Source organism: Loktanella sp. M215 (assembly GCF_021735925.1).
Classification (GTDB): domain Bacteria; phylum Pseudomonadota; class Alphaproteobacteria; order Rhodobacterales; family Rhodobacteraceae; genus Loktanella.
In genome coordinates this window covers 3655162-3677516 of record NZ_WMEA01000001.1, presented here as the reverse complement: position 1 = coordinate 3677516, position 22355 = coordinate 3655162, and the positions used below count along the sequence as shown (strand labels likewise).

Below are 22355 nucleotides of genomic sequence, written 5' to 3'. Positions count from 1 at the left end.
CCTTAGCGGCGTGGCACGGAGTACAGAACGTAGCCCGCAATCCGCGCGACCTCGACCCCGTCGGTGTCGATGGCAAAGACGCCGAGGTTTTCCATGTCCGCCGGACAGGCGACAAGGTCCGCAGCATCGTCGAGGTAATTCGCCGTCGCCGGTGTCTCGAACGCAAGCCGGCACTGATCACCGTCGGCGCGATAGCCGGTGGGGGAAAGGGTCAGGCTGGCGGGCGGTGGCGGGGCGGCGCAGGCGGCCAGCATCAGGCAGGGCAGCAGGTATTTCATGGGAAACCTCCAACAATGTCGGCGTCACCATAGCACGATTCGGTCGAAAATGCGCGGGGCCGTCAGCCGGCCCCGCTGACCCTCAGCCCTGCAGCGACCGCACGTCGATGGCGCCGTTCGCCCGTTCCTGCATCGCCATCACGGCAGCCTGTGCGGCGGCGGCGGTGGTGAAATAGGGGATCTTGTCGTTCAGGGCGACGGCGCGGATCTCTCGGCTGTCGTCCACGGCCTGCGCGCCTTCGGTGGTGTTCAGGACCAGTGCGATATGGCCATCCTTCAGGCGGTCCACGATGGTCAGTCCGCCCTCGTAGACCTTATTGACGGTCGTGTGCGGGATGTCGTGGCTGGTCAGCCAGGCCGCCGTACCGCGTGTCGCGGTGATGGTCAGGCCAAGGTCGATCAGCCCGCGCGCGGCGGTGGCCATCAGATCGGTCTTGTCGTCGTCGCGGATCGACACGAAGACGCAGCCTTCTTCCGGCAGGATCGTGCCTGCACCCATCTGCGCCTTGAGGAAGGCGCGGGCAAAGTTGCGGTCCCAGCCCATGACTTCACCGGTTGACCGCATTTCCGGGCCAAGGATCGTATCCACGCCGGGAAAGCGGGCGAAGGGTAGCACGGCCTCTTTCACGCTGAACCAAGGCGTTTTCGGGTCGGCCAAGGTGAAGGCATCGCCCAGCGGCAGCACGTCCATCGGGTTCTCTGTCTCGGGGTAGGGCGCGCGCAGCGGGAAGTTCGACAGCGGCTCACCCGCCATGAGGCGCGCGGCGATCGAGGCGATGGCGGAGTCCGTGGCCTTGGCGACGAAGGGCACGGTGCGGGAGGCGCGAGGGTTCACCTCGATCAGGTAGACCTCCTCGTCCTTGACCGCGAACTGGACGTTCATCAGGCCGACGACATGCAGCGCGAGGGCCAGCTTTTCCGTCTGCGACCGGATTTCCGCAATCATCGCGTCGGACAGGGAATAGGGCGGCAGCGAACAGGCGGAGTCGCCCGAATGGACGCCCGCTTCCTCGATATGCTGCATGATGCCCGCGACATGGGTATTTTCGCCGTCGCAGAGGCAGTCGACGTCGACCTCGACAGCGCCAGACAGGTAGCTGTCCAGCAGGACCGGGCTTTTGCCAGACACGACCACGGCGTCAGAGATGTAGCGTTCCAGCTGCGCCTGATCGCGCACGATTTCCATCGCGCGGCCGCCAAGGACGTAGGACGGGCGGATCACCAGCGGGAAGCCGATGCTGGCTGCGATATCGAAGGCCTGCTGATCGGTCGAGGCGATGCCGTTGACCGGCTGCTTGAGCCCCAGACGGTTGACGAGGTCCTGAAACCGCTCGCGGTCCTCGGCCAGGTCGATGGCGTCGGGGGTGGTGCCAAGGATCGGGATACCGGCCTCTTGCAGGGCATTCGCCAGCTTCAGCGGGGTCTGGCCGCCGAACTGGACGATGACGCCGTGCAGGGTGCCGTTGTCCTGTTCGACGCGCAGGATTTCCATGACGTGTTCGAAGGTCAGCGGTTCGAAGTAGAGGCGATCCGAGGTGTCGTAGTCGGTCGACACGGTTTCCGGATTGCAGTTGATCATGATGGTTTCATAGCCTGCGTCCGACAGCGCATAGCAGGCGTGGCAGCAGCAGTAATCGAACTCGATGCCTTGCCCGATCCGGTTCGGACCGCCGCCAAGGATCACGACCTTGTTGCGGTTACTGGGCCGCGCTTCGCACTCGACCTCTCCCATGACGGGGGATTCGTAGGTGGAATACATGTAGGGCGTCTGCGCTTCGAACTCGGCACCGCAGGTGTCGATCCGCTTGAACACAGCGATGACGCCGGCGTTGATCCGGGTCTTGCGGATGTGTGCTTCGGTCTGGCCCGTGAGGGTGGCGAGGCGGGCATCGGTGAAGCCCATCATCTTGAGCTTGCGCAGGCCGTGTTCGGTCGTGGGCAGGCCTTCTGCCCGCACCACGGCCTCGGCGTCCACGATCTCGCGGATGCGGGCAAGGAACCAGGGGTCGTACATCGTGACGGCGTGGATGTCGTCATCGGGCAGACCGTGGCGCATGGCCTGTGCGATGACGCGGATGCGGTCTGGGGTCTGTTTCGCCAGCGCCTTGGTGATCGCGGCGGCATCGGGGGCACCGGGGATGGTGATCTCGTCAAAGCCGGTCAGGCCGGTTTCCAGCGACGCCAGCGCCTTTTGCATGGATTCGTGGATCGTGCGGCCAATGGCCATCGCCTCTCCGACCGACTTCATCGCGGTGGTTAGGTGTGGCTCGGACCCTGCGAATTTCTCGAAGGCGAAGCGGGGGATCTTGGTGACGACGTAGTCGATCGTCGGCTCGAAGGACGCGGGTGTCACGCCGGTGATGTCGTTGTCCAACTCATCCAGCGTGTAGCCGACCGCCAGTTTCGCCGCGATCTTGGCGATGGGGAAACCGGTCGCCTTGGAGGCCAGGGCCGAGGAGCGGGACACGCGGGGGTTCATCTCGATCACGACCATGCGGCCGTCGGCGGGATTGATCGCCCATTGCACGTTGGATCCGCCGGTTTCCACGCCGATTTCGCGCAGGACCGCGATCGACTGGTTGCGCATGACCTGGTATTCCTTGTCGGTCAGCGTCAGGGCCGGGGCCACGGTGATCGAATCGCCGGTGTGCACGCCCATCGGATCGACGTTCTCGATCGCGCAGACGATGATCGCGTTGTCGGCCTTGTCCCGGACGACCTCCATCTCGAACTCTTTCCAGCCGAGCAGGGATTCGTCGACGAGGATCTGCGCCATTGGGGACGCTTCCATGCCCGAGCGGCAATAGTATTCGTATTGCTCGCGGTTGTAGGCCACGCCGCCACCTGTCCCGCCAAGGGTAAAGGCCGGGCGGATGATCGCGGGCAGGCCCACGTATTCGATGGCGTCGATGGCCAGTTGCAGGCCAGCCTTGATATCGAACTTGCCGTTCTCTTTCTTGGGCGCAGTGATGATCGTGGCCTTGGGGTTTTCGATCCCCAGCCGGTCCATCGCCTCGCGGAACAGCCCGCGATCCTCGGCCATCTCGATGGCCTCGCGCTTGGCGCCGATCATTTCGACCCCGAACTTTTCAAGGACACCCATGTCGGCCAGCGCGAGAGAGGTGTTCAGGCCCGTCTGGCCGCCCATCGTGGGCAGCAGCGCGTCGGGTCGTTCCTTTTCGATGATCTTCGCCACGATCTCTGGCGTGATCGGTTCGATGTAGGTGGCGTCGGCCAGCCCCGGATCGGTCATGATCGTCGCGGGGTTGGAGTTGACGAGGATGACGCGGTAGCCTTCCTCGCGCAGGGCCTTGCAGGCCTGGGCGCCGGAGTAATCGAACTCGCAGGCTTGCCCGATCACGATGGGCCCCGCACCGATGATCATGATCGACTTGATATCATCACGTTTTGGCATGGCGGCCCCCAGGTTTTTGCAAATTCTCCGCCTTATAGAAGTGTCGGAACCGGGTGCAAGGGGCGAGTGCGCCTTTGTGCCAAAGGCGCAGCCTCCGGCGGGAGTATTTGGAAAAAAGCGAGGAGGGGGCCGCGCGCTTGACTTATGGGGGGCAAAGAGGTGAAACGGCGCGACCCACTCTGACCCGAGGACCACGTTCATGCATGCCTACCGCACACAGACCTGCGCCGATCTGACCGCCGCCGATGTCGGAAAGACCGTGCGTCTGTCCGGCTGGGTCCACCGGGTCCGCGACCACGGTGGCATCCTGTTCATCGACCTGCGCGACACCTACGGCATCACGCAACTGCTGTGCGACCCGGATTCGGCCGCGTTTGCAGACGTGGAAAAAGTGCGCAGCGAGTGGTGCATCCGGATCGACGGCGAGGTGAAGGCACGTGACGCGGCGCTGGTGAACCCCAAGCTGCCGACGGGCGAGATCGAGGTGTTCGTGCGCGAGATCGAAGTGCTGGGAGCCGCGAAGGAGCTGCCGTTGCAGGTCTTCGGCGATCAGGAATACCCCGAGGAGACGCGGCTGAAGTATCGCTACCTCGACCTGCGCCGCGAGGCGATGCAGAAGAATATGACCCTGCGGTCGAACGTGGTGCGGTCGATGCGTCAGCGCATGTGGGATAAGGGATTCCGCGAATTCCAGACGCCGATCATCACCGCGTCGTCGCCCGAAGGCGCGCGCGATTTTCTGGTGCCCAGCCGCCTGCATCCGGGCAAGTTTTATGCGCTGCCGCAGGCGCCGCAGCAGTTCAAGCAGCTGATCATGGTGTCGGGCTACGACAAGTATTTCCAGATCGCGCCCTGTTTCCGCGACGAGGACCCGCGCGCCGACCGGTCGCCGACAGACTTCTACCAGCTTGATCTGGAGATGAGCTTTGTCGAGCAGCAGGACGTGTTCGACACGATCCAGCCCGTGATCGGCGGGATTTTCGAGGAGTTCGGTGGCGGTCGCAAGGTCGACCAGACGTGGGAGCAGATCAGCTATCGCGACGCCGCCCTGTGGTACGGCACCGACAAGCCCGACCTGCGCAACCCGATCAAGATGCAGGTCGTCAGCGAGCATTTCACAGGCTCCGGCTTTGCGATCTTTGCCAAGCTGCTGGAGCAGGACGGCACGCAGATCCGCGCCATTCCGGCGCCGACAGGCGGCAGCCGCAAGTTTTGCGACCGGATGAACGCCTTTGCGCAGCAGCAGGGGCTGCCGGGGATGGGCTATATCTTCTGGCGCGATCAGGGCGAGGGGATGGAAGCCGCCGGTCCGCTGGCCAAGAACATCGGTCCCGAGCGCACCGAGGCGATCCGCCAGCAGCTGGGTCTGAACGTCGGCGATGCGGCGTTCTTCCTCGGTGGCAGGCCAGAGGCCTTCGAAGGTGTGGCGGGACGTGCCCGGACCGTGATCGGCGAGGAGCTGGGCCTCTCCGACAAGGACCGCTTCGCATTCGCCTGGATCGTGGATTTCCCGATCTATGCCGCGGACGAGGACACCGGCAAGATCGACTTTGAACACAACCCGTTTTCGATGCCGCAGGGCGGGATGGAGGCATTGCAGGGCGATCCGCTGGACGTGCTGGGTTTTCAGTATGATCTGGCCTGTAACGGCTATGAGCTCGTGTCGGGAGCGATCCGGAACCACAAGCCAGAGATCATGTTCAAGGCCTTCGAGATCGCCGGCTACGGCAAGGATGAGGTCGAGAAGCGGTTCGGCGGCATGGTCAATGCCTTTCAGTACGGCGCGCCGCCCCACGGCGGATGTGCGGCAGGCATCGACCGGATCGTCATGCTGCTGGCTGACGAAGCGAACATCCGTGAGGTCATCATGTTCCCGATGAACCAACGTGCCGAAGACTTGATGATGGGCGCGCCGAGCGAGCCGATGAACGAGCAGTTGCGCGAATTGCGCCTGCGGGTCCTGCCGCCGGAAGCCTGAGACACGCCGGACAAGAAAAGGGGCGCTGCATACGATGCAGCGCCCCTTTTTCGTGGCCTGTCGGTCAGGCTGCCTTGGGCAGCAGACCCTTTTCGTAAAGGAACACTGCGGATCCCACTGGCACGCGGTCGTAAAGATCGATCACCTGATCGTTCACGAGGCGCGCGCACCCGTTGGACACGTCAGTGCGGATCGTGTCGGGCTTGTTCGTACCATGAATGCGCAGGAAGGTGTCACCGATCTGCGGCTGGAACAGGTAAAGTGCGCGTGCGCCCAAGGGATTGTCGGGACCGCCCGGCATGCCGTCCTTGTACTTTGCGTAATGGTCGGGCTCCCGCTCGATCATGTCCTTGGTGGGCGTCCAGCTGGGCCATTCCTTCTTGGCACCGACCGTGAATTCGCCGGCGATGTACAGGGCATCGCGACCGACACCGACGTAATACCGCAGCGCTTCGCCGTTCGGCAGGGTCCAGTACAGGGAATACACGTCGGGGACAACGTGGATCTGGCCCGCGGGCATCGGGTTGTCCAGGCGGACCAGCTTGGGCGACATGTCGCGCGCCACCGGCGCCTCTGGCGCGACCGGGTCTGTCACGACCTCCTGCGCGGACAACAGCGTCGGCAAGGCCAAGCCGCTGGCGCCCAGCACTGTGGACATCATAAAGCGGCGGCGGTCGATCATGGCAAACTCCTAAAACACATTCAAGTTATGCGACAAGATGGCCCGGTCCCCCGGTCGTTTCAAGGGAACATCGGTCACTTCTGCGCGGGATAGCTGTCTGGAAGGATCATCCATGTGGTGTGCAGCAGGTGTTGGACCCTGCACGGTGCCGCGACGACGGGCCTGCCCCTCGCCTCGATCGTTCCCCGGATCGTGTTCGAACCGCTCTGGGCGGCACGGTTGGCCTTGTGATATGCGGATAAGTGACGCCTTTGAGGACGACAATCATGCCATTCGATCCGCTGATCGCGGCAACCCGCTTTGGAACCGGTCTGTCGCCACTGCACGCGCCGCCACCGGACGCGGCGACGATGATCGCGGCGCTGGCGGAGCCGGATAAGGTTGCCGTGGAATTGCCGATTGCTGGCTTTGATGCGACCCATCCGTCGACCGTTGAACTGCGGGCGGTCGCCCGGGCCCGGACCGAAGCCAAGGGGACTCCGCAGGAACCGCAGGCGGAAGAAGCACGACGGGCCATGTTCGATGCCGCGCGCGCGCTGCAGCAGCGCAATGCGCTGTCGGCGGTGGCGCGGGGTGTGACCGCGCCCGATGGTTTGAGAGAGCGGCTGACGTCATTCTGGGCGGATCATTTCACGGTCATCGCTCGTAACGGATCGCAATTCCACCTCGTCAGCCCCTATATCGCCGACGCGATCCGACCGCATGTCGCGGGCTCATTCGCGGACATGGTCGTTGCCGCCACCACGCATCCGATGATGGTGCAATATCTGGAACAGCACCGCTCTCTGGGTCCGGACTCGCCACAGGGGCTGCGAACGGGCAAGGGTCTGAACGAAAATCTGGCACGAGAGCTGCTGGAACTGCATCTGGTCGGCGTCAATGGCGGATACACACAGTCCGACGTGACCCAGATGGCAGAGCTTCTGACCGGGCTCACCTATACGCCGGCCGACGGTATCATCTATCGCCCTGGCTGGGCGGAACCGGGGGCCGAGGTCATCATGGGGCGCCGCTATAGCGCGGCATCCGACATGTCGACGATTACCCAGGCGCTGCGCGATCTGGCCGTGCGGCCGGAAACGGCGGCCCATATCGCGCGCAAGCTGGCGGTCCACTTCGTGTCGGACACGCCCGATCCGGATCTTGTCGCGACGCTGACGCAGCGGTTCCTGGCGACACAAGGCGATCTGTTGCAGGTGACGGCGGCCTTGCTGGACCACCCGGCCGCATGGTCTCCGGACCGGATCAAGGTGCGCCGGCCGGACCTGTTCCTGACCGCGGCACTGCGGGCGCTTGGCGTCTCCTCCGACCGGATCGTCGGTCTGGACCGCCGCGCCTATAATACGCACGTCGCAGGTCCGCTGAAGCTGATGGGCCAACAGGTGGAACGGCCCATCGGCCCCGACGGCTGGTCCGAAAAGGCCGCGACCTGGATCACGCCACAAGGGCTGGCAGGGCGGATCAGCTGGGCGCTGCGCAGCCCGCAATCCTTTGTCGAGGCGCTGCCCGACCCCCGTGACTTCGTCCAGACCGCCGTGGGACCGCATGCGCCGCCTGAACTGACCTTTGCCGTCGGTGCCGCCGAAAGCGATTCGGACGGCATTGGCCTGATCCTGACATCACCCACGTTTCAAAGGATTTGAGCATGGATCGCCGCAGATTTCTGCTGCAGGGGGCGGCACTGGGCTGCTCGCTGGCCGCCAGCCCCCTGATTACGCCGGTGGCCTTGGCCGCGGGGCCGTGGGACAACCGTCTGGTCGTCATCGTGCTGCGTGGTGCGATGGACGGTCTGGATGCGATCCGGCCTTTGGGTGATCCCGATTATGCGGGCCTGCGCCCGACCCTGAACGACGGCAACGGGACGGCGGTCACCGATTTCTGGGCACTTCACCCCGGCCTCGCCCCGCTGCTGCCCCTCTGGCAGGCCGGAGAGATGGGGGCCGTGCATGCCGTCTCGACCCCGTACCGCGACGGGCGCAGCCATTTCGATGGCCAGGACATCCTCGAGGCCGGGACACTGCGCATCGATGGCGGCAAGGGCGGCTGGCTGAACCGCATGCTGGGCGTCGTGCCGGGCATGACCGCCGAGACGGCCTTTGCGATAGGGCAGGATCGCATGGCGATCCTGTCGGGGCCTGCGAAATACCTGCGCTGGTCGCCGGAAGTGACGCTGAAGCTCTCGCCGCAAGTCCGTCGCCTGCTGGAGATGACGCTGCACGAAGACCCCCTGTTCCGCGACGCTGCGTTGCAGGCCGTGGCGATCGCCGACGGCCTGTCGGTCGAGGCGGCCGCAGCGGCGGCGATGCAGGAGGATGGCGGTGCCCAGATGGCGATGGCCGAGGCCCGGCCGGGCGGCGAATCGGCACTGGCCCGCTTTGCCGCCTCGCGCTTGCGCGAAGAGACGCGGATCGCCAGTTTCTCGGTCAACGGCTGGGACACGCACCTGAACCAGAAGGGTGGGCTGGAAAAAACGCTGCTGCGCCTGTCGGACACCATCCTGACCCTGCGCGACGAACTTGGTCCGGTCTGGGACAAGACCGCGGTGCTGTGCATGACGGAGTTCGGGCGCACGGCGCGGGAAAACGGCACACGCGGCACGGACCACGGCACGGGCGGGGCGATGATCTATGCGGGCGGTGCGCTGCGCGGCGGTCAGGTGGCCGGGCGCTGGCCGGGCCTATCGGAACAGGCGCTGTTCGAAGGGCGCGACCTGATGCCCACAGGCGACGTGCGCGCGGCCGCCGGATGGATCATGCGCAGCCTGTTCGGAATGGATGCGGGCGTGATATCTCAGGCCGTATTCCCCGGGCTGGACCTTGGCGCCAAGCCGGAGTTTCTGCTGTGATCACTGACAAGCGCCCCCTCGGCGCGCCGGTGATGGATTTTCTGCCCCCGCCGCATCCGCGTGGCGTCACCCTGACCGGCCGTTTCGCGTGGCTGCGGCCCCTGCGGCCCGCCGACGACGCGCCGCACCTTTACCCGCAACTTGCCGACAGCCCTTGGCTTTTCGATTATCTGGGAGAGCCGCCGCCCGCGTCGGTGGCAGCATTGGAGTCGCTTCTGGCGGTCTGGGCCGCGCGCGCCGACTGCGAGATCTTTGCCATCGGTGGGACGGGACAGACTGCGCCATCGGGCTACGCCTGCCTGATGAGCGTTTCGACAACGGTCGGCGATATCGAAATCGGCAACGTCAACCTGTCGCCCACGATCCAGCGGACGCCCTTGGCCACCGAGGCGTTTTCGCTGATGCTGGGCTGGTGTTTCGCCGTGGGCTACCGGCGCGTCGTGTGGAAATGCAATGCATTGAACGCCCCGTCACGCCGCGCAGCCCAGCGGCTTGGGTTCAGTTTCGAAGGCGTGTTTCGCAAGCATCTGATCGTCAAGGGCCTGAACCGTGACACCGCCTGGTTCGCGATCATTGACGACGACTGGCCGGGAATTGCTGCGGCGCATGCGACCTGGTTGGCGCCCGCGAATTTCAACACGTCCGGGCGGCAGGTGCAGTCATTGACGCCGCTAACCCACCCCTTGCTGTTTCAGTCCGATCCCACGATCTGATCCGCCGTGGGTCGACACTTCGTTGTGGCATACGGGCAGGGGATCGCCATACGCAATGGCGATGTGAAAGATGCCGGACCCCTATCGCAGGCGCGCCTGTTGCCTGATTTGGGCGGCCCGGTGTGACGGCGCCCGTTCGCGTCCTCACAGGCCTGCCCACCCGTGGCGGATTACGCCGGTTCGATCAGAACCCCGACGCGGCGGACAGCCGGGTGTTCACCATCCGCGTCAGGTCTGCGAGGCCGGACTTGGCCGCATGTCCTGCCTTGCGCTCTGCGATCAGGCGGCGGACGGCCTCCTGCATGTCCTTGTCTTTGGCGGATGTCGCCACGCCAGACAGGAATTGAGTGACGTAATCGAGGGTCTGCGGACTTTCGTCATGCTCCAGCACATCTGCGGCGTGGGTCAGATCGTCACGATAGGCCAGCATGTCGGGCTCGATCTGTTCATGATTGATCAGACGCGGGCCGCGGGGCTGACGGTGGGGGGGCAGGTGAAGAAGGACGGCCGCCTGAAATTCTGCCAGACTGGCGATAGGTTTGCCAATGAACCCGTCGGCGCCCGCTGCGATGACCTTGTCCTCTGACCCTGGGTCACCAGAGGTGCCAAGGATCACGTCGATGCGTGGCAACCCCTGTGACAATGACTGGATCAAGGCCAGGCCAGAGCCGTCAGGCAAACCGACATCCACGATAACAACCGTGGGCCGATAGACAGACAGGTGCTTGCGCGCGCTGGCCAGACTGTCGGCGCGTCTGATCCGGGCACCCGACCGCAGGCACAGCATGCGCACAGCCTCGCAGGCGAAACGGCTGTCTTCCACCACCAGAACCGTCAGACCCAGAAGCGGTCGTGTGGCTGTCGGCGTCCGTGTCACCATGAAGTCGTCGATATTGTCCATTGGTTCGCACCCCCGCTCTCGTGTCCGTCGGGACCAGATCACCACGTTAACGTAAAGACGGGGTTAACGTCCCTGCGACGACATGCCGGTGTTGGCATTCCCCGGTGCGCGCGGCATAAGGCCAGCAGACCAAGGGGGATCGCCATGATCGGACGTCTGAACCACGTAGCCATCGCCGTGCCGGACCTTGATGCCGCGGCGGACCAGTATCGCAACGCACTGGGTGCGGACGTCGGCCCACCGCTCGATCAGCCCGACCACGGCGTCACCGTGATTTTCATCACCCTGCCGAACACCAAGATCGAACTGCTGTATCCGCTGGGGGACGCGTCTCCGATCGCCAAGTTTCTGGAGAAAAACCCGGCCGGCGGCATTCATCACATCTGCTACGAGGTCGACGACCTGATTGCGGCCCGCGACCGGCTGACCGCCTCTGGCGCGCGGGTGCTGGGCGACGGGACACCGCGAATCGGCGCCCATGGCAAGCCGGTCCTGTTCCTGCACCCCAAGGATTTCAACGGCGCATTGGTCGAGCTGGAAGAGGTCTGACGATCGGCCCCCTGCCGGGGCCGAAGCCTCCGGCGGAGGTATTTTGAACCAGAAGAAGGCCGGGCGTCCGGTCTGGGCAGGCAGCGCCTGCGGAAAAGAGGCAAGTCATGGGAATCACTTCTGCTATCGTGATGTTCGCAGTCGTCTGGTGGATGGTGTTCTTCATCGTCCTGCCCCTGCAGATGGTCAGCCAAGGCGAGGCGGGAGAGGTCGTGCCGGGGACGCATAAATCAGCGCCCTCCGACTTTCAGCTGGGGCGCAAGGCCAAGATCACTACGATCTGGGCCGTGGGGATCTGGATCGTCTTCGCCACGATCATCCTGTCGGGCGCGATCAGCGTGCGCGACCTTGACTGGTTCAACCGGATGCCACCGGCACAGGCCCCCCTCGACCCGTCCTGAGGCGATGGTAGAGGTGGGTAAAGGTCGCGGCGCCCAAGATCGGCACGAAGAGGTTCAGCAGCGGCACTGACAGGGGCAAGGCCATCAGGATGCCGGCAATCCAGATGGTCGGCGCGTGCCGCCGCCGCAGGGCCTTCGCGCCGGCGCGCCCCTCGCGCCGCATGGCGGCGACCTGAAAGTATTCGCGCCCCAGCAGAAAGCCGTTCATCGCGTAGAAGATCAGCGGCGCAAACGGCGGGAACAGCGCGTAAAGCGTGAAGGCCAGCAGGTTCGCGATCAACATCAGCCCCAGAAAGCTGACCGTATCGCGCATCCCGTCCCAGAAGGACGTCCGCGCGACCGGAGGCAGGGCAGGGTAATGCACGGCCTCGACCGCCTCGGCCACATCTTCGAGAAAGAAGGATGTGATGGCGGAGGCTACGGGGATCATCAGAAAGACCGACAAGAGCAGCATCAGCCCCAGCGACCCCCAGCCCAGCAGGTCGCCGATCCAGGTGATCTGTCCGACCCAAGGCAGAGTGATCGGCTCTGACGCCAGCGCGTCGATCAGCCAGAGCACGCCTGCGTAAGCCGCCACAAGCAGGGCAATCGTCAACCCGATTCCCAGCCACAGCACCCGGCGAAAGCGGGGGTCCGGTAGTTGCCCGAGTGCCTTGAGGAAATCCGCGAGGATCACGCGCGCGACCAGTCCGTGATCGCGGTCAAGTCGGGGCGCGGGCGATCTGGCGGGGTTCTGGACGCGGTGCCGATATGGACGATTCCGGCCACGGTTTCGTGCGCGGCGAGGCCAAAGACCTCGTGGATGAAGTCGCGGTCGTGGCTGAACCAGCCGGACAGCCAGTTCGCGCCGAACCCGCTGGCCAGTGCCGCGTTCACCAGCGCCAGGCAGACTCCGCCGGTCGCATAGGTCTGCTCGATCTTCGGCACCTTCTCGGATGTCTTGGGGCTGAAGACGACGACGACCGCCAGATGCGCGCCGCCGTAGGTCTTGACCGGTTTGTCGATCTTGTCTTGCGGAATGCCCAGACGCCGCCCTGCGGCTGGCAAGGCGTCCGCCACCACCTGCAGGGCGTCACGGCCCAGCACGATGAAGCGCCACGGTTCCAGCTTGCCGTGGTCGGGGCTGCGGGCGGCGGCGGTCAGGATAGTCTCCAGCTGGTCGTGGTCCGGTACCGGCGTCGTCAGCGTCTGGGCCGGGCAGGACCGGCGCGTCAGCAGGAAATCGAGGGCGGACGGATTGCGGTCTGGCATGATGATCATCCTTTAGCTGCGGTCCCGGCACAGATAGGCGTGGCGCCGCAGCGGGGCAACGCGTCACTGCGGGTTCTGCGGCAGACCGTCTGCGATGTCGTAGTAATCGCCCTTGTCCGCCACAAAGATGTGACGCGCCAGCCGCACGCCCGTCGGGCCGTCAAAGGCGCTCATCGCCACGGCGGTCGTGTCGCCCTTCAGGGGGTCCCAGAACAGGAACGACCCACAGGTCGGACAGAAGTCGCGCCGCACCTGGGCCGATGCCGCGAACCATGTGGGCGCGCCCGTCACGGTCAGCGCGGATCGGTTCACGTCGACCGACGCCCAGACGTGGCCCGACTGCTTGCGGCACTGTGTGCAATGACAGGCGTTGGGTGCGGGCAGGGGGCCGGTCACCGCAAACGTGATCGCGCCGCAGAGGCACGCGCCTTGGTGGATCACAAGGAGACCTCCATCTCTTGCAACCACTGGTCGAGGAACGCCGCAAACCGGTTGTCCGGCTGGCGAGCGGCAAAGATCTCGGCGAAGGGATCGGGGGCCGTCACGCGGCTGCCGGACAGCGCCTCCAGCACCGCGTGGCCGCAGAAGGGGACGTATGTTTCCGAATAGCCGCCCTCGTGGACCAGCAGCAGTTTGCCACCGCACAAATCGTTGGCCAGCGCCATGGTGCGCTGGGTCATCTGGCGGAACGTCTCTGCCGTCGCCAGCATGCGGCCCAGCGGATCGTTGGCGGCGGCATCGTAGCCGCAGGCGACGATGATGACATCCGGTGCAAAGGCCTGGATTGCCGGCAGCGCCAGCCGGTCGAGGGCTGCAAGATAACCGTCGTGACCCGTCCCCGGCGGCAGTGGGATGTTGAGGTTGTACCCCTGACCCGCGCCCGCACCCCGGTCGGCAAAGGCCCCGGTATCCATCGGATAGTTGCGGTCCTGATGCAGTGACACGGTCAGCACGTTCGCGTCGTCGTAGAAAATCGCCTCGGTCCCGTTGCCGTGGTGCACGTCCCAGTCCAGCACCGCGACGCGTTTGGCCAACCCCTCGGCCTGCACCGCACGGATCGCGATGGCGATATTGGCAAGCAGGCAGAACCCGTTCGGAAAATCCGGCAGGGCGTGGTGCCCGGGGGGCCGCGACAGGGCATAGGCATTGCCCATCTCGCCGCGCAGCACCGCGCGAAGCGCGCCCAAAGCCAGACCCGCCGATTGCGCCGCAACCTCGAACCCACCGGGGCCGAAGGGGGTCCGACGCCCCAACTCGCCTCCAGTGCCGTCGGACAGCGCCTTGAAGTCGTCGAGGTAAGACGCCGGATGCACGCGCAGCAGATCGCCCCTGTCGGCAGGGCGTGCGCCGGTCATCACCAGATCATGTTCCAGACCGGTCACGGCGATCAGGTTCTTCAGCCGGCGCTTGGTTTCCGGGTTTTCCGGCAGTCCGCCGGTTGCCATCGGCTGCACGAGGCCGCCCACTGGCAGCATCCCCGCATAATTGCCGCCGCCGTGCCAGAAACACCGCTCGTCCCAGAAAAAACCCGTCGTCATCGCATCCTCCGCTTTGCGACCATGGTTGCGGTGCGGGCGCTGCGTTGCAAGCGGGTATCTTCAGTCCGGCTTTGACAACTGGTAGGCCCCTTCGGGCAGGTCCAGCGCCGCCCCCAGATCGCGGACCTGGACCAGCGACAGGGTAATCGTCCGCATCTCGTTCAGACGCGGATCGAATTGCGTGACGGTAACACAATCCTCGAAGGCATTCACGACCACATCCTCTTGCAGATGCGGCCCGCCCTCGTCGATCAGTGTCACGATGGTCGCGTCAAAATCGTGTTCGATTGTAAACATGAACCTGATGCTAGCCGAGGCGCGCGTGATCGGAAAGGCCATCCGCGACTTCCCGCAAACGTGCGCTTTGGATCGGTGCCGGGGGTGGCGGTGGCGTGTCAGAATGCTAGAACCAGTGCAAATCACCTCTTGGCCGAAAGACCGCCCGCAATGCTGCGCTTCCTTTCCTGTCTTGTCGTCGCTGCCGGACTGGCCGGGTGTGCCGACGTACCACAGACCAGCGCGCCGATGCCGGACAAGGTGGCGCTGCCCGTGCCGGTCGTGGCGCCACCGACACCGGGCACAGCAGCCAGCGCCCCGCCGGACGCCCGCGCTGCCGCGCGCAATCTGGTCGGTGTCGTGGACCGGGTCGAGCCCGTGGCCGAGGCGCTGTGCCGCGAGCGGTCGCCAAGCCTGAACTGCGATTTCAGCTTTGCGGTCGACACGAACCCGCTGTCGCCACCCAACGCCTTCCAGACCCTCGACAAATCCGGACGCCCGATCATCGCCTTCACCGTCGCCCTGCTGGCCGAGACGCGCAATGCGGATGAACTCGCCTTCATCATGTCGCACGAGGCCGCGCACCACATCGAAGGGCACCTTGCCCGTCAGCACCGCAACGCGGACATCGGCGCCGCGATCATGGGTCAGCTTGTCGGTCTGTCGGGCGATCCCGACGCCGGCCGCAAGGCCGCCGAATTCGGCGCCGCCATCGGCGCGCGCACCTATTCCAAGGATTTCGAGCTGGAGGCGGATGCCCTCGGCACCGTCATTGCGGCCCAGGCGGGCTACAATCCGTTGGTGGGGGCAGAGTTCTTCTTTCGTATCCCCGATCCGGGAAACACCTTCCTCGGCACCCACCCGGCCAATGCCGACCGCCTGCGCGTGGTGCAGCGCACCGCCGCGGGCCTTGGCTATCGGTCCTAGGTCAGCGCTGCGGCGCCGATGAAGATGCCGCTGAAAAAGCAGACCGAGGCAGCCAGTACGAAGCCGTGCCAGATCGCGTTGGAAAATTTCAGGCTTTCCCAACTGAAAAAGATCACGCCGGCGGTATACAACAGCCCGCCCGCGGCCAGCAGCGCCAGCGCATGGGCCGGCAGCAGGGTCGCGATCGCCGGGATCAGCAACACGCCCAGCCAGCCCATCATCAAGTAAAGCGCCGGACCGAACCGTCCAGGCACCCGCCAGAAGAACAGCTTGTGCGTCATCCCCCACAGCGCCATGGCCCAGACCAGCGCTAGCACGCCATAGGCGAAACCTGTGCCGATCATCACTGCCAGCGGCGTGAAGGTGCCCGCGATCTTGAGGTAAATGGCCGCGTGATCGATCCGCCGCAGGGTCGGGCGCAATCTCTTCCACGGTGACATGTGATAGAGCGCCGATGCGGTGAAGGTCGCGACCAGCGCCACGCCATAGACCGTCAGGGCGGTCAACTGCCCGGCATCGACGCTGCGCGCGGCCCAGCCCAGCAGGGCCACGGCCCCCGCCAGCGCAAAGGCCACGCCAAGCGCATGCAGCGTGCCGTCGGCGATCCGCTCAGAGCGGGCATAGTCGGGGTAGGCATCAAGAGGCAGGTTCATAACTTTAATCTAGGATCATTTCGCCGTCTGACACCCGTGACCATGGGTCACACCCGTCCCGCGCAAGGCCCCGCTAAGATGACCGCGTTCAGACCGGAGAATCCCATGCGCCTCGCCCTCCTTGCCCTGTCTCTCTGCCCCACGCTGGCCTTTGCCGCCGGATCCGCGGACCCCGCGCCGCCCAAGCCGACGGCCACCACGCAGACCTGCGCCGATGGCCTCGTCTTCGACCTTGCGACGAAAACCTGCCTGCCGCCGGAGGAATCGACCAACGACGACAACGCGCGCCTGAACGATGTGCGCGAACTGGCCTACGCCGGGCGCTATGCCGACGCCCTGCGCGTGCTCGACACGATGCAGGACCAGACGGACGACATGGTCATCACCTACCGCGGCTTCGCCACGCGCAAATCCGGCGACATGGCCGGTGGGATGGCTTTCTACGCCAAGGCGCTCGCCGTGAACCCCGACAACCTGCTGACCCGGTCCTACATGGGCCAGGCGCTGGTGGAACAGGGGGCGGACGACGGCGCGCTGGCGCAACTGACCGAGATCCGGATGCGCGGTGGCCGCGGGACATGGGCCGAGACCTCACTCGCCAATGCCATCGCAACGGGCGTCACCTACACGCACTAGACCCTTGCGGCAGACCCCGGCCTGCCGCATCACCACCCCATGAAGATCATCGCCAACGCCCTGACCGACCGCGGGTCGAAATACGCCGTCTCCGGCGGACCTGTCGCGTCGGTCGAGGAGGCGAAGACTTTCGTTAAGACGCTCTGCCGCAACAAGAAGTTCGCGAAGGCGACCCACAACACCTGGGGCCTGCTGCTGCCCGACGGCCCCGTCAAGAACGACGACGGAGAAGCCGGCGCCGGCCTCGTCATCCTGCGCATGCTGGAACGCGACGGGCTGGAAGGCCACATCATCGTCGTCACCCGCTGGTTTGGCGGTGTCCATCTGGGCGGAGACCGGTTCAGGCGGGTGCAGGATGCTGTGCGGATTTATTTGGATGAAATGTAGACAGAATGCTTAAGCGTTGGCGGAGCCGTTCATCCGGGAGGCAATGATTTGGGTGGCCTGGCATATAGCCGAAATAGACGAATTAAGTACGAGGTAGACGGTCTCCTCCGGAGCCGCCAGCCTTAAATCAAACTCTACCGAATCCTTAATTAAGTCAATCCTAAGCGAACGTTTTTGTATCCCCGAGATCGATGGATGGACTAGGCTACTTAAAGACCTATAACCCGTCTCGTAGAGGTCTGCTAAACCAGCTTTATTGAACAAATCCTGAAAACTGCGAGACTTTGCTCCATTCCTTGAGAGGTCTTCATAAGTATGCTGCCAATTTAATAGGTTTTGCTCAAAGTTTGGTAGGTCCGAGATACCTTCGGCAAATGGATTGCCGCTTTCCGCTTGTTTGAGGGCCGTTCTTATTGATTTTGCGTTCTCCAAGAGAAGTGTATTTGTATACCTTGAGTCCTTTTCCAGCACCATGAGTGAAATTAGATGCTCCATCTGTGATCTTAAAAGAATACCCGCATCATGATGTCGGCCGTTCTTGCAGAGTATAAGAATAGATTTACCGATTTCCGTAATCGCGTGCAAAAGGCCGGTAAAGCAGAAATCGGTTAAGCTAAATGTAGATGGAACTGACTTCCTGCAAATTTTCTCTGCCTGCTTGATTGCTCTTCTGAGCCCGTCATTTGTATCAGGAAAATTATAGTTTAAGCTAAAGCACCCCACAAATCATACTCCCCCGCTTCATCCACCGTGACCTTCACCACGTCTCCGACCGACAGCCCCTCGGCGCCTTCGTCGATGAACAGGTTGCCGTCGATCTCGGGTGCGTCGGCCCAGGTGCGGCAGGTCGCGATGCCGTCTGCGTCGATGTCGTCCACGATGACCTCCAGCACGCGGCCGACCTTCGCCTCCAGCTTGGCGGCGGAAATCGCCTGCGCCTTCGCCATGAAGCGGTCCCAGCGGTCCTGCTTGACCTCTGCCGCCACGTGGTCGGGCAGGGCGTTGGACCGGGCACCGGCGACGTTTTCGTATTGAAAGCAGCCGACGCGGTCGAGTTGCGCTTCGTCCAGCCAGTCCAGCAGGTGCTGGAATTCGGCCTCGGTCTCTCCCGGGTAGCCCACGATGAAGGTCGACCGCAGGGTGATGTCGGGGCAGATCGCGCGCCAGGCCGCGATCTCCTCCAGCGTCTTCGACCCGGCGGCAGGCCGCGCCATCCGCTTCAACACGTCCGGGTGGGAGTGCTGGAACGGGATATCGAGGTAGGGCAGCACGCCCGACGCGGGGTCGGCCATCAGCGGGATCAGGTCGCGCACATGGGGGTAGGGATAGACGTAGTGCAGCCGCACCCAGGCGCCGAGCTGCCCCAACTCGCGGGCCAGATCGGTCACATGGCTGCGCACCTCGCCACCCTTCCACGGGTTCAGGTCATACTTGCGATCAAGACCGTAGGCAGAGGTGTCCTGAGAGATCACCAGCAGTTCGCGCACGCCCGCCTCGACCAGCTTTTCCGCCTCGCGGAGCACGGCGTGGGCGGGGCGCGATGCCAGACGGCCGCGCATGTCGGGGATAATGCAGAACTTGCACTTATGGTTGCAACCCTCTGAAATCTTGAGGTAACTGTAATGCCGCGGCGTCAGAGAGACGCCCGTCGCGGGCAGCAGGTCAATGAAGGGATCGGGCGACGGCGGGACCGCCAGATGCACCGCGTCCAGCACCTGTTCGTATTGCTGCGGACCGGTGACGGCGAGGATCTTGGGGTGATGTTCGCGGATATAATCCGGCTCCGCCCCCAGACAGCCCGTCACGATCACGCGGCCGTTTTCCTGCAGCGCCTCGCCGATGGCATCAAGGCTTTCGGCTTTGGCGCTGTCCAGAAACCCGCAGGTGTTCACGATCACAGCCTCAGCACCCGCGTAGTCGGCGCTGATGGCGTAGCCCTCGGCGCGCAGGCGGGTCAGGATCCGCTCTGAGTCCACCAGCGCCTTGGGACAGCCCAAGGAGACCATGCCGATGGTCGGCTGGCCGGGGCGGGGGGCATCCGTGACGCGGGCACGGGCGAGGTCGGGGCGCAGCTCTGGCGGGTTCTGTGTCATGGGTCCTTCTATCCCGATGGGCCGTCCGCGAAAAGGGGCGCCGCGTGACCTGTGAAAGGGGGCTGGAGCAAACCGTCGATCCGTGCGTTGATGCGTCGCGAAACACAATGCAGAGCGGTACAATAGGCAATGATCTTGACAGAAGTATTGCTCTGGTTGGGCGCAGCGATCGTTGTTTTCGTCACACTCCTCCCGTTTTCGCGCATGTCACACGGTTTCATCCGCAGCGCCGATTTCCCGCGCCAGCAGATCCTTTTTCTGGCGCTGCTGCTGATCGCCGTGACCTGGTGGTTCGAACCACCCGCCTGGCCCTGGATCTTCGGCCTGATGATCGCGGCGTCCGTCGCGCAATTCTTTCACATCGGACGCTACCTGCCGATCTGGCACAAGCAGTCCCTGCGTCCGCGCAAGGGCGAGGACGTGTCCGACTCGCGCAGCGTCAGCCTGCTGGCGGCCAACGTCAAGAAGTCCAACCGCGCATACCATCACCTGATCGCGCAGACCCGTCGCGTGCGGCCGGATATCCTGATGGCGCTGGAAGTCGATCAGGAGTGGATCGACGCTTTGCACGAACTGTCCGACCTCTATCCGCACCAGCAGCTGAGGCCGCTGGACACCGGCTACGGCATGGCCGTCTACAGCCGCCTGCCGCTGGAGGACGCGCAGTTCCGCGAAAAGGTCGTCGATGGCGTGCCGTCCCTGCGGACCCGCGTGCCGCTGGCCGACGGTCTGGCGTTCCGGCTTTACGTCGTCCATCCCGAACCCCCCGTGCCCTATCAGGATACCGAAGGCCGCGACGCCGAGATGTCGGCCGTCGCCATCGAGGTACGCGACGATCCACTGCCCGCCATCGTGTCGGGCGACCTGAACGACGTGGCGTGGTCGATCACCACGCGCCGGTTCCAGCAGGTCTCCGGCCTGCTCGACCCGCGCGTCGGGCGCGGATTCTACAATACCTTCAGCGCCACGATGCCGTGGATGCGCTGGCCGCTGGATCACCTGTTCCACGACGCGCAGTTCCGCCTGCTGGACATGCGGCGCGAGGCCAAGAACGGATCGGATCACTTTCCGATGTATTTCAAGCTGCTGCTGACCCCGGTCGAGGCCGCCGAGACGCGGCCAGACACCGCCACCGCCGAAGACATGGAGGAGATCACCGACATGATCGACCGCGAGAAGAACACCACGCGCGAGGCGATCGGGTCCGACTGGGAAGACGAAAACTAGGCCTTGGTCTGCATCTTGCGCACCATCCTGAGCATCAGGCGGTGCGGGACCAGCGGCACGATCCAGTTCAGCGCGAATCCCATCAGGCCTTCGTTGATGACATGCAGACGACCTGCGGTCATCTGCTCGTAGCCGAATTTAGCCACGCTGGCGGGTGACTTGCCGCCACCCTTGACCAGTGCCGTGCCGTTCAGGTCGGCAGTCTCGGCGAATTCCGTCTCGACGTATCCGGGGGCCAGTACGGTCACCGTGACGCCGCGGTCGCGCAACTCTTCTGCCAGCGCCATGGAGTAGCTGCGCACGAAGGCCTTGGTCGCGAAATAGACGGCCTGCATGGGACCGGGCATCATGCCCGCGCTTGATCCCACATTCAGGATCCGCCCCTTGCCGCGCTGTGCCATGACGCCACCGACCGCGTGGCACAGGGCCACCAGCGCCTTGACGTTCAGGTCGATCATCGCCTGCTCTTTTGCCAGATCGCGGTCGACATGCGCGCCCTGTCCACCAAAGCCCGCGTTGTTGATCAGGATCTCGATCGGTTCCGACCGGACGGCCGCGCACAGGTCGGTCACGGCCTGCGGGTCGGTCAGGTCCGCCGGCATCACCCGCACCGAGACACCCTCCGATGCCTCCAGTTCGGCCTTCAGCGCTTCCAGCGCCTCGGTGCGGCGCGCAACGATGATCATGTCGCCGCCGCGCCGGGCGTGAATGCGCGCAAATTCCGCGCCGATCCCAGACGACGCGCCAGTGATGAGTGCAAGTTTGGTCATGGAAATCTCCCGATCCGCAAAAATTCCGCTTTCATCAAAGCTGGGCGGGCCAAAGCATTTATCAAGCCGATGCGGCCCGACGACGGGAAATCCGGCCAAAGACCGCCGGTCTTGCCGCCGCAAAACAAAACGCCGCATCCAGCGGGATGCGGCGTTTGAGGTCGGATCAGATGTCAGGCTGTCAGCGGCGTCGGTCGCGGCGCGATGACATCGGCTGGAACGCAACGCCCACATGCGCCTCGCAATAGGGTTTGCCTTGCTGTGTGGGCAGACCGCAGAACCAGAAATCCGGCGTCGCGGGGTCGCCCACGGGCCATTTGCAGGTCTTCTCGGTCAGCTCCATCAGGCCGATCTTCTTGGCGGTCTTCTCGACCTCGTTCACCTTGGCCAGCGCCTCGGGGCTGATCTCGTTGGCAGAGGGTTGCGGCGGCAGCGGTTGCCCCGCGGGAATGATCGCGCGGCGCGCGGCACTGATGGGTATGCCGTTCTCGTCCAGCTCGACCACTTCCTCGGCGTCGGGGTCGGGTTTCGGCGCACGTTGTGGCGTGGCCGACTCCGTGCGCATCTGCGGCTTTTCCTCGACCGGCGCCTCGACGGGGGCAGGGGCCGCCTCTGCGGGCTCGGCCGCACCGGCACCGGCGCGGTTCGACAGGCCCAGCCGGTGGACCTTGCCGATCACGGCGTTGCGGGTGACACCGCCCAGCTCTTTTGCGATCTGGCTGGCAGATTGCCCTTCGCCCCACATGCGCTTGAGGGTATCGACGCGTTCGTCTGTCCAGGACATATGGCTTCCTTCACTCTGGCCCCATCTCGGACGCGGGGCCTTGTCTAATCT

At 64.4% G+C, this 22355-nt stretch carries 24 protein-coding genes; 10 read left to right on the top strand and 14 right to left on the bottom strand.

Translation table 11 applies throughout. From position 1 onward, the window contains the following. Positions 1-2: 2 nt before the first annotated feature. Entirely contained in the window at positions 3-278 is a 276-nt protein-coding gene (locus GLR48_RS18060) for a hypothetical protein (RefSeq protein WP_237063495.1), read from the bottom strand. Positions 279-360: 82 nt separating this feature from the next. Next, the gene (carB, locus tag GLR48_RS18055; protein ID WP_237063493.1) at positions 361-3693 is read right to left on the bottom strand and encodes a carbamoyl-phosphate synthase large subunit; all 3333 of its coding nucleotides are present in this window, start codon (positions 3691-3693) and stop codon (positions 361-363) included. Positions 3694-3892: 199 nt separating this feature from the next. Between carB and aspS the strand changes: the two genes are divergently transcribed. Then, entirely contained in the window at positions 3893-5671 is a 1779-nt protein-coding gene (gene aspS / locus GLR48_RS18050; RefSeq protein WP_237063491.1) for an aspartate--tRNA ligase, read from the top strand. Positions 5672-5735: 64 nt separating this feature from the next. Here the strand turns inward: aspS and GLR48_RS18045 are convergent, their stop codons facing one another. After that, entirely contained in the window at positions 5736-6353 is a 618-nt protein-coding gene (locus GLR48_RS18045) for a L,D-transpeptidase (RefSeq protein ID WP_442915818.1), read from the bottom strand. A gap of 266 nt (positions 6354-6619) precedes the next feature. On the opposite strand from GLR48_RS18045, the gene GLR48_RS18040 reads away from it, so the two are divergent. Genes GLR48_RS18040 through GLR48_RS18030 form a run of 3 tightly spaced genes read left to right on the top strand, consistent with a single transcriptional unit; the run spans position 6620 to position 9911 of the window. After that, complete coding sequence (locus GLR48_RS18040; RefSeq protein ID WP_237063489.1) at positions 6620-7996, top strand: DUF1800 domain-containing protein; 1377 nt, start codon at positions 6620-6622, stop codon at positions 7994-7996. Between the two features lie 2 nt (positions 7997-7998). Further along, positions 7999-9198: a DUF1501 domain-containing protein gene (locus GLR48_RS18035; protein ID WP_237063487.1), complete on the top strand. Its 1200-nt coding sequence runs from the start codon at positions 7999-8001 to the stop codon at positions 9196-9198. After that, complete coding sequence (locus GLR48_RS18030) at positions 9195-9911, top strand: GNAT family N-acetyltransferase (RefSeq protein ID WP_237063485.1); 717 nt, start codon at positions 9195-9197, stop codon at positions 9909-9911. The genes GLR48_RS18035 and GLR48_RS18030 overlap by 4 nt, the downstream gene beginning before the upstream one ends. 184 nt (positions 9912-10095) lie before the next feature. Here GLR48_RS18030 and GLR48_RS18025 read toward each other — a convergent pair whose 3' ends face one another. Then, positions 10096-10812, bottom strand: coding sequence for a response regulator (locus GLR48_RS18025; protein ID WP_237063483.1), 717 nt, complete (start codon positions 10810-10812; stop codon positions 10096-10098). 144 nt (positions 10813-10956) lie between these two features. Between GLR48_RS18025 and mce the strand changes: the two genes are divergently transcribed. Next, positions 10957-11361 (top strand): methylmalonyl-CoA epimerase, encoded by a 405-nt coding sequence (gene mce, locus GLR48_RS18020; RefSeq protein ID WP_237063481.1) that lies wholly within the window; start codon positions 10957-10959, stop codon positions 11359-11361. 107 nt (positions 11362-11468) lie between these two features. Continuing rightward, entirely contained in the window at positions 11469-11762 is a 294-nt protein-coding gene (locus GLR48_RS18015) for a DUF1467 family protein (protein ID WP_237063479.1), read from the top strand. Here GLR48_RS18015 and GLR48_RS18010 read toward each other — a convergent pair. The 5 genes from GLR48_RS18010 to GLR48_RS17990 form a co-directional block, all read right to left on the bottom strand. After that, on the bottom strand, positions 11719-12438 hold the full coding sequence (locus tag GLR48_RS18010) for an EI24 domain-containing protein (protein ID WP_237063476.1): 720 nt from the start codon (positions 12436-12438) through the stop codon (positions 11719-11721). The two genes, GLR48_RS18015 and GLR48_RS18010, sit on opposite strands and share 44 nt — an antisense overlap. Then, complete coding sequence (locus tag GLR48_RS18005; RefSeq protein ID WP_237063474.1) at positions 12435-13013, bottom strand: nitroreductase family protein; 579 nt, start codon at positions 13011-13013, stop codon at positions 12435-12437. The genes GLR48_RS18010 and GLR48_RS18005 overlap by 4 nt, the downstream gene beginning before the upstream one ends. A gap of 63 nt (positions 13014-13076) precedes the next feature. Beyond that, positions 13077-13451: a GFA family protein gene (locus tag GLR48_RS18000; RefSeq protein ID WP_442915848.1), complete on the bottom strand. Its 375-nt coding sequence runs from the start codon at positions 13449-13451 to the stop codon at positions 13077-13079. After that, positions 13451-14551, bottom strand: a complete 1101-nt coding sequence (locus GLR48_RS17995; RefSeq protein ID WP_237063471.1) for a class II histone deacetylase — start codon at positions 14549-14551, stop codon at positions 13451-13453. Before GLR48_RS17995 ends, GLR48_RS18000 begins: the two co-directional genes overlap by 1 nt. Before the next feature lie 60 nt (positions 14552-14611). Next, positions 14612-14848: a hypothetical protein gene (locus GLR48_RS17990; RefSeq protein ID WP_237063469.1), complete on the bottom strand. Its 237-nt coding sequence runs from the start codon at positions 14846-14848 to the stop codon at positions 14612-14614. Positions 14849-14998: 150 nt separating this feature from the next. Here GLR48_RS17990 and GLR48_RS17985 point away from each other — a divergent pair, with 150 nt between their 5' ends. Further along, on the top strand, positions 14999-15754 hold the full coding sequence (locus tag GLR48_RS17985) for a M48 family metallopeptidase (protein WP_237063467.1): 756 nt from the start codon (positions 14999-15001) through the stop codon (positions 15752-15754). Here the strand turns inward: GLR48_RS17985 and trhA are convergent. Next, positions 15751-16407, bottom strand: coding sequence for a PAQR family membrane homeostasis protein TrhA (trhA, locus tag GLR48_RS17980; RefSeq protein WP_237063465.1), 657 nt, complete (start codon positions 16405-16407; stop codon positions 15751-15753). The genes GLR48_RS17985 and trhA overlap by 4 nt on opposite strands. 105 nt (positions 16408-16512) lie before the next feature. Between trhA and GLR48_RS17975 the strand changes: the two genes are divergently transcribed. Next, positions 16513-17043, top strand: coding sequence for a chitin binding peritrophin-A domain-containing protein (locus GLR48_RS17975; protein WP_237063463.1), 531 nt, complete (start codon positions 16513-16515; stop codon positions 17041-17043). 39 nt (positions 17044-17082) lie between these two features. Further along, a complete protein-coding gene (locus tag GLR48_RS17970) occupies positions 17083-17430 on the top strand; it encodes a YigZ family protein (RefSeq protein WP_237063461.1) in 348 nt (115 codons plus the stop codon). Positions 17431-17439: 9 nt separating this feature from the next. Here the strand turns inward: GLR48_RS17970 and GLR48_RS17965 are convergent, their stop codons facing one another. After that, on the bottom strand, positions 17440-18153 hold the full coding sequence (locus GLR48_RS17965) for a DUF5677 domain-containing protein (RefSeq protein WP_237063459.1): 714 nt from the start codon (positions 18151-18153) through the stop codon (positions 17440-17442). After that, entirely contained in the window at positions 18135-19523 is a 1389-nt protein-coding gene (gene rimO, locus GLR48_RS17960) for a 30S ribosomal protein S12 methylthiotransferase RimO (RefSeq protein ID WP_237063457.1), read from the bottom strand. Before rimO ends, GLR48_RS17965 begins: the two co-directional genes overlap by 19 nt. Before the next feature lie 204 nt (positions 19524-19727). Here rimO and GLR48_RS17955 point away from each other — a divergent pair, with 204 nt between their 5' ends. Then, the gene (locus GLR48_RS17955) at positions 19728-20750 is read left to right on the top strand and encodes an endonuclease/exonuclease/phosphatase family protein (RefSeq protein ID WP_237063455.1); all 1023 of its coding nucleotides are present in this window, start codon (positions 19728-19730) and stop codon (positions 20748-20750) included. On the opposite strand, the gene GLR48_RS17950 is transcribed toward GLR48_RS17955, so the two are convergent. Together GLR48_RS17950 and GLR48_RS17945 are read right to left on the bottom strand one after the other, a co-directional pair. Continuing rightward, entirely contained in the window at positions 20747-21520 is a 774-nt protein-coding gene (locus GLR48_RS17950) for an SDR family NAD(P)-dependent oxidoreductase (protein WP_237063453.1), read from the bottom strand. The genes GLR48_RS17955 and GLR48_RS17950 overlap by 4 nt on opposite strands. A 181-nt stretch (positions 21521-21701) precedes the next feature. Continuing rightward, the gene (locus GLR48_RS17945) at positions 21702-22304 is read right to left on the bottom strand and encodes a GcrA family cell cycle regulator (protein WP_237063452.1); all 603 of its coding nucleotides are present in this window, start codon (positions 22302-22304) and stop codon (positions 21702-21704) included. Positions 22305-22355: the final 51 nt, after the last annotated feature.

What these genes read in the sequence shown, in the direction of transcription:
- GLR48_RS17950 (WP_237063453.1), bottom strand. Translation starts at nt 21,520, where the DNA reads ATGACCAAACTTGCACTCATCACTGGCGCGTCGTCTGGGATCGGCGCG.
- GLR48_RS18035 (WP_237063487.1), top strand. Translation starts at nt 7,999, where the DNA reads ATGGATCGCCGCAGATTTCTGCTGCAGGGGGCGGCACTGGGCTGCTCG.
- GLR48_RS18025 (WP_237063483.1), bottom strand. Translation starts at nt 10,812, where the DNA reads ATGGACAATATCGACGACTTCATGGTGACACGGACGCCGACAGCCACA.
- GLR48_RS17995 (WP_237063471.1), bottom strand. Translation starts at nt 14,551, where the DNA reads ATGACGACGGGTTTTTTCTGGGACGAGCGGTGTTTCTGGCACGGCGGC.
- GLR48_RS18040 (WP_237063489.1), top strand. Translation starts at nt 6,620, where the DNA reads ATGCCATTCGATCCGCTGATCGCGGCAACCCGCTTTGGAACCGGTCTG.
- carB (WP_237063493.1), bottom strand. Translation starts at nt 3,693, where the DNA reads ATGCCAAAACGTGATGATATCAAGTCGATCATGATCATCGGTGCGGGG.
- GLR48_RS18015 (WP_237063479.1), top strand. Translation starts at nt 11,469, where the DNA reads ATGGGAATCACTTCTGCTATCGTGATGTTCGCAGTCGTCTGGTGGATG.
- mce (WP_237063481.1), top strand. Translation starts at nt 10,957, where the DNA reads ATGATCGGACGTCTGAACCACGTAGCCATCGCCGTGCCGGACCTTGAT.
- GLR48_RS17975 (WP_237063463.1), top strand. Translation starts at nt 16,513, where the DNA reads ATGCGCCTCGCCCTCCTTGCCCTGTCTCTCTGCCCCACGCTGGCCTTT.
- trhA (WP_237063465.1), bottom strand. Translation starts at nt 16,407, where the DNA reads ATGAACCTGCCTCTTGATGCCTACCCCGACTATGCCCGCTCTGAGCGG.
- GLR48_RS17970 (WP_237063461.1), top strand. Translation starts at nt 17,083, where the DNA reads ATGAAGATCATCGCCAACGCCCTGACCGACCGCGGGTCGAAATACGCC.
- GLR48_RS18060 (WP_237063495.1), bottom strand. Translation starts at nt 278, where the DNA reads ATGAAATACCTGCTGCCCTGCCTGATGCTGGCCGCCTGCGCCGCCCCG.
- GLR48_RS18045 (WP_442915818.1), bottom strand. Translation starts at nt 6,353, where the DNA reads ATGATCGACCGCCGCCGCTTTATGATGTCCACAGTGCTGGGCGCCAGC.
- GLR48_RS18005 (WP_237063474.1), bottom strand. Translation starts at nt 13,013, where the DNA reads ATGCCAGACCGCAATCCGTCCGCCCTCGATTTCCTGCTGACGCGCCGG.
- GLR48_RS17985 (WP_237063467.1), top strand. Translation starts at nt 14,999, where the DNA reads ATGCTGCGCTTCCTTTCCTGTCTTGTCGTCGCTGCCGGACTGGCCGGG.
- GLR48_RS17955 (WP_237063455.1), top strand. Translation starts at nt 19,728, where the DNA reads ATGTCACACGGTTTCATCCGCAGCGCCGATTTCCCGCGCCAGCAGATC.
- GLR48_RS17945 (WP_237063452.1), bottom strand. Translation starts at nt 22,304, where the DNA reads ATGTCCTGGACAGACGAACGCGTCGATACCCTCAAGCGCATGTGGGGC.
- rimO (WP_237063457.1), bottom strand. Translation starts at nt 19,523, where the DNA reads ATGACACAGAACCCGCCAGAGCTGCGCCCCGACCTCGCCCGTGCCCGC.
- aspS (WP_237063491.1), top strand. Translation starts at nt 3,893, where the DNA reads ATGCATGCCTACCGCACACAGACCTGCGCCGATCTGACCGCCGCCGAT.
- GLR48_RS17990 (WP_237063469.1), bottom strand. Translation starts at nt 14,848, where the DNA reads ATGTTTACAATCGAACACGATTTTGACGCGACCATCGTGACACTGATC.